The sequence below is a fragment of the Ignatzschineria sp. LJL83 genome, from assembly GCF_054871845.1.
Map to the genome: position 1 here is coordinate 1 of NZ_JBTXLY010000014.1, position 12,966 is coordinate 12,966.

Below are 12,966 nucleotides of genomic sequence, written 5' to 3' on the forward strand. Positions count from 1 at the left end.
AAGGGTAAGATGTGAATAATGCGACATAATTCAACTCCGGGAAGGGATGGATAATGGAGCATTGTCACATCTTACTTCCGTTTCAGATAGTTAAAAAGTGTCGCACTTCATACTTGGATCTAAGATACTTTAAAAGTAGTGTGAGTGCGAAACACGATCTTTCTTTCCAAGAAGCACTTTTAGAATTAAACCAAGCCAAATAACGTAAGTGAGAAATGATTAAACCTTTCTCAGTGAAAAGTGCTGGTAAAGAATAGGTTAAATTACTTGAGCAATCTGTATATTCAGTATTTATTTTTTTAACAAAGGCCATATCATATTTAGTACATAGTATGTAGTGATTACAAATTAATATCCTCCTTTAAAAAGTAAAGTCAAGATAAAATAATCCATAATAGTATACTTAGTAGTGGGGTTATAATACACCTACAATAAACGTAAGTTACGTGAAATTGATAGACGTATTCGTTTCTTAACGAAGCTTTTTGATGATGCTCAAAAGGTTGAATATAATCCTCAGCAAGAAGGAAAAGCATATTTTGGTGCTTGGGTGACATTGGAAGATGATGAAGGAAAAGAGCTGCTATTTCGGATTGTGGGAAATGAGGAGATTTATCAGCATAAACAATATATTTCTCTTAATTCTCCTGTGGCAAAAGCTTGCCTTGGTAGAGAAGAAGATGACGAAGTATTTATTGTGACACCTGAAAGTAGAAAAAATTGGGTTATTGTAAAAATCGAATATCGGTAATAATCAATGAACAATGGGATATTAGGAAACATAGCTAATATTTCATGAATCAGTGATCTTCACAATTCAATAGTACTTTCAGGGAATCAATAGTCTCTTGCTGAATCTCTTGGATATCATTCAAGTCGATAATATTTTCTTGAAGCTTTGAGATTGATTCTGTTTCAAGTTTCGGGAATATTTTTTCTCTTTCAGGAAGATCCTCATTAAACGAAGGTTTTTTCTGTTTGGTGGAATGAATGAGCTCGATTTCCATTTTTTTGAGAATCATTTCATGAATCAACGCGAACTGTTTGTGCCAGAGCGGGAAGAGGGATTCGCTGATGAAGCGAATTTCTGCGTGGTAATGTTTCAAGCTCATGAGCGAATTTTTGAGTAATTGCGCTTGCTGGATGAGAGATATTTTGTGAATATTGAGTGCTGATAATTGTGCTTCTAAACTTTTGATGAGCTTGGGTACATTTATATCTTCTGCGAAATCTTTCTCAAGAGTTTCGATGATTTGATTGCCGGCAATGAGATAATTTTCAGTTTCTATTTGCGCACTTTCAGTGCTGTTTTGAATGCTTTGCAATTCTTGAATTTTTGGCTTGAGTTGTTTGAGTTGTGTTTTTAGAAAGTTATCGAGGGTTTCGATATTTTGAATCACTTGCTGTTGAATCATATCGATATGTCGAAGCGGACTAAAATAGAAGCCGATAATCGGCAATCCATAGAAAAACCGGCGGATTTTTGAGAAGTAACGTGTAAATTTCTCTAAAGAATCTAGTAGTTCCTGAATTTGAGGGGAAAGATCAAAGGGCTGATAATGTTGTTTGATCAGTAAAAATTGTTGAATGATCAGCCCATTTTCCGTAAGCCGATCCTTTCCAAAATTGAGCGCAGAGAAAGATCGAGAAATGGGATATTTCTCGAGTATTTCTGTGGTTGAAAGCGGTTTTGGGAGATTCATTATTCAGCTTTTTGATACGGCGTTTTTATCGGAGAGGAATCTCGAATTGCCGAGCCGATCTCTTGTAATCCGCCACGCATAGCAATCAATTGATTCGCGATTTGTACTTGCGGATCATCTTCGCTTCCGAGTTCTACTTGGCGCGAGAAGCGTTTCTTAATCTCTTCCCAGCGGATTTTATCTTCCGGCGTTAAGGTATTTCTCAGCTCTTTGAGTTTTAGAAGGTTCTCTTCAGCGCCCGTTGTTAAAGTTTGTGCTTCGCCGAGATAATGATCATCTATCAGGGTTTGCAGTTCCGCTTCTGTCATGGCTGAAACGACTTTTTCGGTCAATTTATTCATATCACGGTACGAACCTTGTAGTAAAAATGGCGGTTCTGTGCGGTAATGATCGGCAGTTGCTGCAGAGAGAATATATTGCTGATTGACCTTTAATAAAATTTCTTGAATCGTTAATAGATGGCGCAAAATGCCGGTAATTTCATTAATTTCTAAAGCAGAATATGGATGCTCAAGATCATTTGGGTTAATTTTATGACCTTCCGCTTCCTTCACAAGTAAGTAGAGATCATTGAGATTTCTAGTTGCAAGCGGTGCTAATACCGAGTTGGATGTCATCGCATTTTCAATATACGAGAGTTCAAAAATTGCTTTTTGATCCGATAACATATCCCCAAGATTGTAGATATCCGCACGGTTTGCGAGCATATCCGGCACTTTGAAAGCTTCTCCTGATTCTGTATAAGGGTTTCCTGCCATAATGATGGCGAATTTCTTCCCGCGCATATCATAGGTTTTCGGCTTGCCATTCCAAACGCCTTCGATTCTACGAGTCCCATCTGATAGTGAGATAAATTTCTGTAAAAACTCCGGATTGGTATGCTGAATATCATCGAGATAGAGCATCACGTTACTGCCCATTTCTAACCCAAAGTTTAAACGTTCAATTTCTCTTGCTGCCGTTGCATTCGGTGCATCTTTCGGATCAAGAGAAGTCACTTCATATCCCAAAGAAGGGCAGTTAATTTTAATAAAGACTAAGCCCATTTTACTGGCGATATATTCCACTAAAGTAGTTTTACCATATCCCGGTGGAGAAATAAGCAGGAGTAATCCCATTAAATCGGTGCGCTTTTGATCGCCCAATGTTCCCATCTGTTTCGCAAAGTTTGCGCCAAAAAGATGAAGGTAAGAATCGGTAATAAGCTTGTTTCTTACAAAAGAGGTTAAAGGTCTTGCTTTAAGTTCATGAGTATTCAGGCGCTCATTCATCGATTCAATTAAGCTGTTTCGTGAAGCGAGATATTGGATGTAATTCGGATAAATCACAGATTCATGATGCAATCCTCGCATCATAAAATCATCTAAAGTGCCGGTAATGCTTCCTTGATTCAAGGTTTCATGCTGCCCTAAAAGCCCTGAAACCTCATATTGTAGCGAGAATTGGCTCTGCTGAAAGCGATATTGATCGAGCGTTTGTAAAGTGATAATTCCGGCAGCTTCTTCTATGAAATTAAGCGGTTTATTATGATGTGTGCAATACGCACGGAGCCAAACGATATTTTGCTCAAAACGTGCAAGTAGTGAAAGATGCGCATCATTGAGGGAAAGATGATGACTAAATGCCGTGAAATCTCTCGCAAGCTCATTGGCTTCTCTCGATACAAAGATCGCATTAGCGTTATTATTTTTTGCAGATTGGTTCGTAGATCCTTTCTGATCTTGTTTGTGCTGGCTTCCTAAAATTGCTGGGATATATTCGGCGATTTGAGAAGTCATTACAGGATCAAGCTCAGGATTCCACGCTTGGGCTTTCTGTTCCCAAAAGATTCTTTCTGAAGCAAGCGCACTATCAATGCCGAAAGATGTGAAGAGTAACTCGGCATTTTGGGCGTTTAATGTAGCCGATTGTAAAAGATCGCTCTCGATATCCGTTAAGAGAATGAGCGCCAACATTCTTGCTCGTTGGCTTAAACGCAGTAAGCCGGCATCTCGGTAAATCGGCAATAGTTGTTCTAAGATTTTGGTGGCATCAAAGTCATGAACGCCCCGTAAATATCCTTCTCGATATTTAGTCGCACTATATTTTGTCACTAAATCCGCAAGCTTTTGCTCTTGCAAAATAGTGAGTAGTTTCTCAATGGTTAATTTGCCGGTCACATCATCCGGCGTTTCTTGTTTGAGCGCACTTTGTAAAATGGAATAGGCTAAATATTCCCCTCGGTAGAGCGATCTGCTTTCTGACGGCACTTCTAATGCCGCATATTGCTCAAGTTCTAAGAATTCAGAATCCGTGACAGGTTCATAAAACTCTGTACCGGTAATATGAAATGCCGTTTGATCTTGATGAGTAGATAATGTGAGATCAAATGCTTTCTCATTGACGGAAAAACGGTGTTTTCCAAGCTTAATGACAGCGCCATTTTCTTCAAAGATATCTTGATTATCTCGTAGCGCACGAAGGGATTGATCTTGTAAACTCTTGAGTTTCGATTCAATGCCATCGGCACGAACGCTATCTTTGAGGTTGCGAATATTGCCGGCAAGCTCCCGAACTTTCGTGACCATTGGATCGGTAATAAAGTAGCTGTTGAGCTCATCAATGGTTTCAAAATTTTGAATGCGATTTTCAATGCTTTTTAGAGAAATATCGGCAGCTTTGGAAATATTATCAATGCGGCGCTGATATTGACTGAGCTGATCTTTCTTGTAGTTTTCAAAGATCGTCACAATCTCATTGCGCTTTGCGTAAATCTCGGCAAGGAATTGATCAAACTCGGCAAAACGGCTCTCTAGCTTCTCAACCATGCTCATAATGCGAGCTTGTTGCTTATCAGCATCTTCCGGCGTTTGAATTTGCGAAAGCGCCGTTTCCATTGATTGGGTTAAAAGCTTAAATTGAGAAGAGAATTCCGCTTCTGCTTCAACGCTTCGTACCGACTTTTGCTGATTGCTCAAAGTTGCCAAAAGGGCATTTAAACGAGAAATCACATTCGTCGTTAAATCAATAATGCGGGTTGTTTTTGTCGGGTCGTCCGTTTCAATAATAGAAACTTCCTCATTCACAAGCATTAAATCATCACGAATTACAGAAGCTTCTTCTTCAAGCTTCATGAGATCAACGCTACGATCCGTTTCTTCAAGCGCCCCATAAATCGCATCAATTCTTGTCGTGAACGGCGTAAATGCCGATTCATGTTGGAGCATTTCCACAAGCTTTTCATTAAGGCTTGCTTGCTCTTTTTGCAATGCTTCTTCATATTCTTTCAACGCATCGAGATTCACATAACGCTCTTGACGAAGGCTCGCTAAAACGCCCATCAATTTCTTTAATTCCGATAACAGCGTAATAAAATCTGCGGCATTATCGGTTGTGGTGGTTTTAATCTTGGTAATAAGCGAATTTTGTTGCTCAGCAAAGGCTCGAACTCGCTCTTCACTTGTGCTTTTTAAGGCTTGGAATTTGGCAAATTCATCAATAATATCGGACGCCGTATTGATAATTGCTTGAATCTGTTCTCGAATGCCGGCAGCCTTCGCATCACCAAGCCAATAATAGAGATCCGTGGTGCGAGTACAGTAGCCAATCAGCGCTTCAAATAGGCTTGTTGTGCTCTCTTCTGATTGTGTATATTGCACAATGGTATTGAGATCTGAAATGCCTCGAACGAGATCGGCATTGCCACTATTTCGGTAAAATTGCGGAATATCGGTATTCGATTGTGCTTCATATTGCTCTTGAGAAAGGTAGGGCGTTTGCCAAATTCTCATAGCATGAATTTTTGTCGCTTCATCTGTTTCGCTGTGACGGAACATCATGAGCTTCCCGTTATCAAAACGAGAAAATCCATGATTGAAAATCGGTGTTGTCACATCTTTTTCAATCAGGCTATAAGAGTAGAGGAGATAAGAGCCTTCATTACGATCGTAAAAGACATAAAGGACATCTTCACCATTGGGAGAATGCACGGTATGGCTAAAGTTCATGGTTTGGCTATGATCGTGAAAGAAACGCATTTCTCCGGTAGCAAGGGCGTAACCGCTGGCAAAAATTAAACCATGATCTTCCGGCAATAATTTACACGCATGACCGAGTGCATCTAAACGCACGACTTGCTCTTTCAGGCGATTATAAAGAAGATAGCGGAACTCTTTTTCTCGGTGTGGACGGATTTTCAGCAGAATAAATTCAGAAATCTTAGCGTAAAAGATATCGGCATCGGATAGAACCTGATGCTGATCCATGACATCTTCTCGGTAAATCCCTAAACCGGATTCCGTATTGTTCTCAATTTTAACGGTTAAATCGCCGCCGACAGTTTCCACAAAGAGTGTATCTAGAATATTAATATGCGGATGACGACCGGTAATATGATCATTACGAGTAGTTTGAATCCATTCAATATCAGATTGCGCCGTATTATAGATCTCATGATGACCTTGATCATCCATATAAGAAACTACATTATTTCGGCCAATTTCAAAGCGGAAAACTTTTAAATCCGTGGTTAACTGCCCAATTTGGAACGCAATAAAGATGCGATTTGATTCTCGTTTGACTTTTACAAGCTTCGCATTTTGATAATAGGTAAAGAGCTCATTAAAGGAACGCGTGAAGTTTTCATCAGTTAAGAAGGTATCTTCAATAGATACTTCTTCCATGGAATAGTTAAGATCGGTTTGGACTAAACGGTAGAGCAGTAGCATATCGCTCACTGCCGGCGTCTGTTTTAATCCTAAAGTGACATCATAACCAATCAAAATTAGATCATTAATTTCGGCAATATCAATAGGCGTACAGCGATGTTCCGTATGAACATTGACCTTGGCAATAATCTCATTGGTGCTTTTACCAAAAGCTTCGGCGCGCGCTTCATTAAAGGCTTTTACGAGTTTCGAAAGCTCTGCACCTTGCGAGCTTAGACGATTTTTTAATACATCAAAGTTTCCGCTATTATTATGTTCCATATTGTCCCTGCTAATATTGAATGTCTAACGAATCAGCCAAAGTGAATCGGTAAAATGCGAATGATTTTGCTATGAATAATGATGAATTCAATTTGAAAAAAGCACTTTCAGAGGATGATGATTCAGGCTCATAAAAGTGCTTTGATCTTTAATATGAAGGATCTTTTCTATCTGAAATTTCAACTTCAACTTCAACTTCAATTTTGATCATCTTTTTCGGCATTATGAATGCCATTGAAATAAAGATTTGAAGATGACATTAAAAATGATGTGGAAAGATAGAAAAGCGATCCTCCTTTTCTCATACTATTTAGAATGATTATTCTGTAAGAAGAGCGCACGAATTGCTTCTAATTGCTGTGGATTATCGGCCAATTTCTTCATTAAATTCGCACTTGAAAGGTTCGTTAAATCTTCTGATTTAATACCGCCTTCCATGAGAACATCTTTAATGTCGCTGACAATGCTACGATCGCCAGAAACATATTCATCCACTAATGGGCTGAGTACTTCACTATTTCCAAATTTGGCATCAATGGTTGCCGCATTCATCACAGCTTCACGAATCTCACGCATTCCTTCGCCGCCAAAGAGTTTGATATCCGCATTCGCAAGGGCATTCGCAAGCACTCGACCATTTTCGATATTGACCGTTTTGTTTGCTTCAATGCTTGATAAACGTAACTCTTTATCCATGTTAAGTTGCATGACCCATTTATCATGTTCACGTGCTGTATCATCATATTTCTGAGCGGCTTCAAAGCGTGCTGATTGTGCTTCTGCTTCTGCAAATCCACGTTGACGAATCACATCACTTTCCGCTTTTTCAACTTCTACGCGAGCAAATCCTTCTTTCTGAATCTCAAGCTCAACGGCCGTTGCCATACGCTCTTTCGCAATCGCACGATTTTCTTCCATCACAAGATGGGCTTTCGCTTGATTCTCTTCAAAGATGAGAAGCGCTTCCGCTTCTTTCGTTTTCACTAATAGTTGATTCTCGGCAAGACGAGCTTCACGCTTCGTTTGTGCATCGACTTCAAGAAGGATTTTTTCACTCTCTTCTTTCATCGCTTCTTTCTCAGCACGAGCTTTCGCCGCCGTATTTAAAATATCAGCTTCGGCAAGCGCTTCCGCTTCTGTGAGCATGACACGTTTTTGACGATTTGCTGTTTCAAAGGCACGAAGGTTTTTCGTCTCTTCTTCTTCACGCGCAATCTTGCGTTCAATTTCGGTAATTTGAGCACGTTTTTCCACCACTTGTTTACGCGCTTCTTCAATTGCTGCATCTTTCTCAATTTCTTGAGAAGAGATATCACGTTCCGTTTTCACACGTTCCGTACCTTTCGCACGATTCACTTCTTCTTGGGAAATCACTGTTTGACGCTCGGTACCAATTCTGGTGAGCTCAATCTCCATCTCCATCAGTTTTTCACGTTTACCAATCTCTTCATTGGCAGATAGACGAGCAAGCTCTTCACGTTGGAGATATTCTTGATTTTTTTCTTCTGTTAAAGCTTGTTCTTGAAGCTGAATCACTTCAATTTCACGTTTTGTACGTGCTTCTGCTTCTTTTTCTTGTTTCTCTAATTGTAAGCGGTTCGCCGTTGCTTCCACATTTTTCTGTTTGATATTGGTGGATTCATCTTGGCGGATCGCATTCGTCTGAATGTTTTTCGCTGCCGTGATTTCCGCAATTTTACGAATCCCTTCAACGTCGAGAATATTTTGTGGATTATGTGCTTCAAATGCCGTTTGGTCGATTCTATCGATTACAACGTCATAGATTTTAAAACCATCCATCTCTTCGCCGATCACTTCGATCACTTTTTCACGGAACTCTAAGCGGTTTGTGAGAAGCTCTTCAAAGTTAAACTGTTTAACGGCAGTTTTCAAAGCTTCTGAGAATTTTGGTTGGAAATGCTCTGCAAGATGTGCAGGATCAGAAGCACCGCGCGTTGTGAATAATTTTGCAACACGAATAATATCCGCTTCACTATGATTAACGCCGATATAGAAATCGACTTTTAAGTCCGCACGAATATTATCTTTACAGTGTAAACCTTCATACTCATCGCCTTGTGCATCTTTGCGACCACTACGATTCACCGAGATTTTCTTGCGCGTAATATCCATATATTCATAGCGATTCACAACGGGCCAAATAAAGGTTCCCGTGAGAGATGCTTTGGTTTTACCAACACCGTTCACAATCAGCGCTTGACCCTCATGGCGGATTTTACGATATCGGGTAGTTAAGAAGAATAAGACGATGAGTAAGCCAACACCGCCACTAATAATCAATATATTCATACAATGAATGCTCCTTGTTGAGGTTTTAGTTAGCGTCTGGCGCTATTTTTGTTGAAGAAGGTTCGATGAGTTTTGTTCTGTTTTAGAAACTAAATAGCGCTGATTTTCTTGATTAAAAGAGATAATCAGCACTTTGTTGCCGTAAGTGAGCTTGGAAGATTCATCATCTTCCAAATGACAATAGACATTGAGATAATCTTCTCGTCCGCTATGGTCAAGCACGGAAATTTCTCCGAACTTATGAGTAACACGAGTGGTTTTCACGGTGCCAATCATGCCGATATAATTCACGGTTGCGAATGCATGTTTTTGTGATAAAAAGCGATCAAAAGGTTTTAGTAAAAGGTTTGTGAGATGAAGGGAGGCAAAAAAGATGAGAAATAGGGCAATCGTTGCCACAATTTTGAAGCTTGTTCCATCTAGCAACAGAAGATAATCCTGAATCATAAATGAGATTGCGGCTGCGATAAAAAAGACAATGCTTAAACAGACTAATAACGGTAATTGGCCCAATCTTTGGGGAAAGAAAATCGCCATAATCGAGAACGATTCAGAATCAATATCGGCATCTAGTTCAAAAGGAAAGTCGATATCTCCTAAAAAACCGGTAATTAATGACAAAATCATTAATAAGAGAAAAAAGCAGTAGCCCCAAAAAAAGATTAATGTTGGATAAATTGAAGTTAATTCCGCTAATTCCATTTAATAGCTCTCCGCATGGACGATTAAATCTTAAGTCATCTATTGATTCGTCATTTTTTTAAAGATGAGTTGTAAAGATAAAACAACAATATGCGGGATATTATATCGGTGATTATTTGAATAATCGTAAATTGGAGAGGTTTCTTATTATATTATTCAAGAATATAGATTTGAATATTTCTAAATAAAATCAGATGGTTGAGTTGTTGTGTCATAATATGAAATTATATAATTCTAGAAATGTAAAGGGAATATAGGAGGGGGTAGGGTGTTTTTACTTCTATATTATTAAATAATGTGTAGGAATAATGACGATAGAATGATTGGCAATAAGGGATGGGTGCTGTGTGATTTATTTTCTATTTGATTCTGAGAGATAAGATCCTAGTAATAAAATCTAACGAATAAAGATTAAAGTGTAAAGAATAAAAAATCCCTAAGGCTCTTTGAGATAAGTCTTAGGGATTTTAAAATTTAGATTTTGCTAATTTAGATTTTTATAACAATTGCTTCTAATAAGTTTTCTAATGACTTAATAGTAGGGAAAACCCTTGTCGGAAAACTGACTACTATGAATCTTGAAATAGTCACTTCGAGTTATTTTTTGCGGTTATTCTTCGATCGTGGTTGATTGCGATTATTCTGACGACGATTATTGTTCGTATTGGGTTGCTGAGAATTGCCGTTATTGTTATTAAATCCTTGGGTAATATTCTGAAGGAAGTTACCATTAGTGGATTGACCAATACCGCCCGGAGTATTGAATGAATCACGGCCACGGCGACGATTTTCTCTCGCAATATTGGCTTCAAAAGAACCGGCTTCAAAAGGTAAACGGTTATGGTTTACGATTTCATCTTGGTTCATGCTAAAGAAATCGCTTTGGCTATCTCCAAACTCATGATCTTGTTGATTGTTGTTATGATCCGCTCTACGGCGTTGTTGTCTTGGCTGTTGATCTCTCTGGTTTCTATGTCGATCTTGGCGCTGATCATTTCTTTCATGACGCTCATTACGACCGCGAGCCTGACGAGGATTACGACGATTTTTATGATGGCTATTTTTTGAATCTTGTTCTGATGAATGCTCTTCAGCCGAGTTTTGAGTTTCTGAAACAGTATTTTCTACCACCGGAGAAGTTTCAGCTTGAACTTGTTCTTTAGGACTATTTTTAGGAGTTGGTCGTTTTTTAGGCGGTTTAATATCAATTTCAACTAATGGCAGATCTAGTTCAGGGTATTCTTCCACTAATGATTGTACCCACGCTTTATCATTATCTGTTGCGATAGAGATAAAATGTGGTGGTTTGAGATTGTTCTGAACAAAGTTTATGCGATTTGCATATTCTGAATAGACTGTTGGAAAATCTAAGAATATTACGGCATCACACTTTTGGATTTTCTCTGCAAGATCTTCAACGACGCGGTGCATTAAGATGAGGGCTGTAAATTGGCCTTCATTGTAACGATCAAATAAGCTTGTCGCTGTTTCATCATCAATTTTTTCATGAACGACACGACTACGAATACGTGCACGATAGAGATACTTTTCTAATAAACGAGCCGATTGGCGATTATGAGTCACGATTAAGACATGTTGGAGATTATGCTCACGAATATAATCTCGAATATATTGGCGCTGTACATTTCTAGCAACAATGGCAATAAAAGTTGCCGGATCTACTGTCGTTAGGTCATTTTTATCTGTGATGGTATCGTTTGTATCGCTGATATTGGTAACGTCAGTTTTAGTTTCTTCTTTAGCAGTAGCTAGTGAAACTTCTGGAGATTCTTTAGTGCTTACTGTTGATGTAATTTTTTTAGAAGCTTTAACCGGTTTCTCCTCAGTAACTTTAGAGAGAGAAATTTTTTCGCCTTTTGGTTTAATCGTTTCAAGAGCGGTTAGTTCTGATTTAGGAGCAATCTTGTTAGATAGTTCTTGGAAACTCGTTGTGAGAACTTGCGTTTCAGATTCTTCTTGCAAGGTTGGTGCAAAGATCGAAGTTTTAAATAACTCTGTTAAAAATTGAGTTGGTAGATTGTGATCTAAGATAATATTCGAAAAAATGGAACACGTATCTGCTTCTTGACGATTATTCTCCAATACAAACATAGAAAAAGGAACAATCGTGATATCTGCATTAAATGCCAGATTTTCAGGAAGCGTTTGATGGGGCAGAATAAGTTCTAAAGAGAGTTCAGGGTTTGCTTGTTGTAACAGCATATGCATGAAGATAGCATCACTAATATGATAAGTCACAATTAAGCTCTTTTGCTCACTGTTCTCAACCGCTAGCTGCGAAAGTTGGCTCAATATTTCTAAAGCTTTGGGGTTTTCTGAATGCATTAATATCTCTTTGTTACGTATTATCTCTTTTACGGTCACGGATAAAGTTTCCCAACGTGTCAAAATCGTTTCTCTCATAGAATTCATCTGTATTTTTGTTTTTATATTATGTGTTTTAGGTATCAAAAAGAATTTTGGTTATTATTTCTCATTAGGACTCAGTTAAAATTAACAAAGAGTTTTAAAACTTAGATACTGTAAATTAATCAATCCAATAAAATACTATAGTAGAAGTTTTTATAGGTTCCGCTCAAGTTCCGTGTAATTTTATGGTTAATATCAGTAATACACGGCAAATACATAGTGTGAACGGGTAAATTCTTAAGAGAGGATCAGGCTAAATCTCAATCAATTAGCACATTAACAATTATAGACATCTCTTTTACACTTAAGAAGTTGAATACTTCACTATCTTTTCAATCTTTGATAACGATTTATAATTTACCATGATGAGGGTAAAATGCAAGGCTGACGTAATGATTTTATGTTACAGTTATGAAATTGTTAAATATCGAGTATAAGAAAGGATCGATAACATTATGAAGCGTATCTATTTTGGGTTGAAAGTGGCTATTTGGCTACTCCTTTTTATAGTTGTATTTGCGATCTTCATGAAAAATAGTGAAAGTCATGTGACTTTCAATTATTTCTTTGGAACCGCAACTTTAAATACATCTCTCATGATTTGCATTGTCTTTATTATTGGTGCGCTTTTTACGATTAGCGTTCTTTCTCTTTTAAATCTTTCAAAAGTGTTTACAAATACAAGTCTTAAAAGCACTGTAAAACGTCTTGAGAAAGAAAATGCTGAATTGAAAAGAAAAACGCATATTTTGTAGCAGACCTTAAAAGGATATGACGATCTACGCTTTATTACGCTACCAAGTCAAACAAACATTCCTTTCCTTGTCGATCTCACGGCTAGGAAATGTTTCTAT

At 38.2% G+C, this 12,966-nt stretch carries 6 protein-coding genes and 1 pseudogene; 2 read left to right on the forward strand and 5 right to left on the reverse strand.

Going from position 1 to position 12,966, the window contains the following annotated elements:
* Positions 1-421: 421 nt before the first annotated feature.
* Positions 422-751: pseudogene (locus tag ACYSN2_RS09395) on the forward strand (GreA/GreB family elongation factor); the annotation flags it as partial.
* A gap of 49 nt (positions 752-800) precedes the next feature.
* Here the strand turns inward: ACYSN2_RS09395 and ACYSN2_RS09400 are convergent.
* From ACYSN2_RS09400 to ACYSN2_RS09420, 5 genes are all read right to left on the reverse strand, one after another.
* Positions 801-1,703 carry a hypothetical protein gene (locus ACYSN2_RS09400; RefSeq protein WP_461750000.1) on the reverse strand — a complete coding sequence of 301 codons (903 nt, stop codon included), beginning with the start codon at positions 1,701-1,703 and terminating at the stop codon, positions 801-803.
* Entirely contained in the window at positions 1,703-6,670 is a 4,968-nt protein-coding gene (locus tag ACYSN2_RS09405; protein WP_461750001.1) for a DNA repair ATPase, read from the reverse strand. Before ACYSN2_RS09405 ends, ACYSN2_RS09400 begins: the two co-directional genes overlap by 1 nt.
* Before the next feature lie 306 nt (positions 6,671-6,976).
* On the reverse strand, positions 6,977-8,980 hold the full coding sequence (locus ACYSN2_RS09410) for an SPFH domain-containing protein (RefSeq protein ID WP_461750002.1): 2,004 nt from the start codon (positions 8,978-8,980) through the stop codon (positions 6,977-6,979).
* 42 nt (positions 8,981-9,022) lie between these two features.
* Positions 9,023-9,682: a hypothetical protein gene (locus ACYSN2_RS09415; protein WP_461750003.1), complete on the reverse strand. Its 660-nt coding sequence runs from the start codon at positions 9,680-9,682 to the stop codon at positions 9,023-9,025.
* Positions 9,683-10,279: 597 nt separating this feature from the next.
* Positions 10,280-12,106, reverse strand: coding sequence for a hypothetical protein (locus ACYSN2_RS09420; protein ID WP_461750004.1), 1,827 nt, complete (start codon positions 12,104-12,106; stop codon positions 10,280-10,282).
* A gap of 461 nt (positions 12,107-12,567) precedes the next feature.
* Between ACYSN2_RS09420 and ACYSN2_RS09425 the strand changes: the two genes are divergently transcribed.
* Complete coding sequence (locus tag ACYSN2_RS09425; protein WP_461750005.1) at positions 12,568-12,867, forward strand: lipopolysaccharide assembly protein LapA domain-containing protein; 300 nt, start codon at positions 12,568-12,570, stop codon at positions 12,865-12,867.
* Positions 12,868-12,966: the final 99 nt, after the last annotated feature.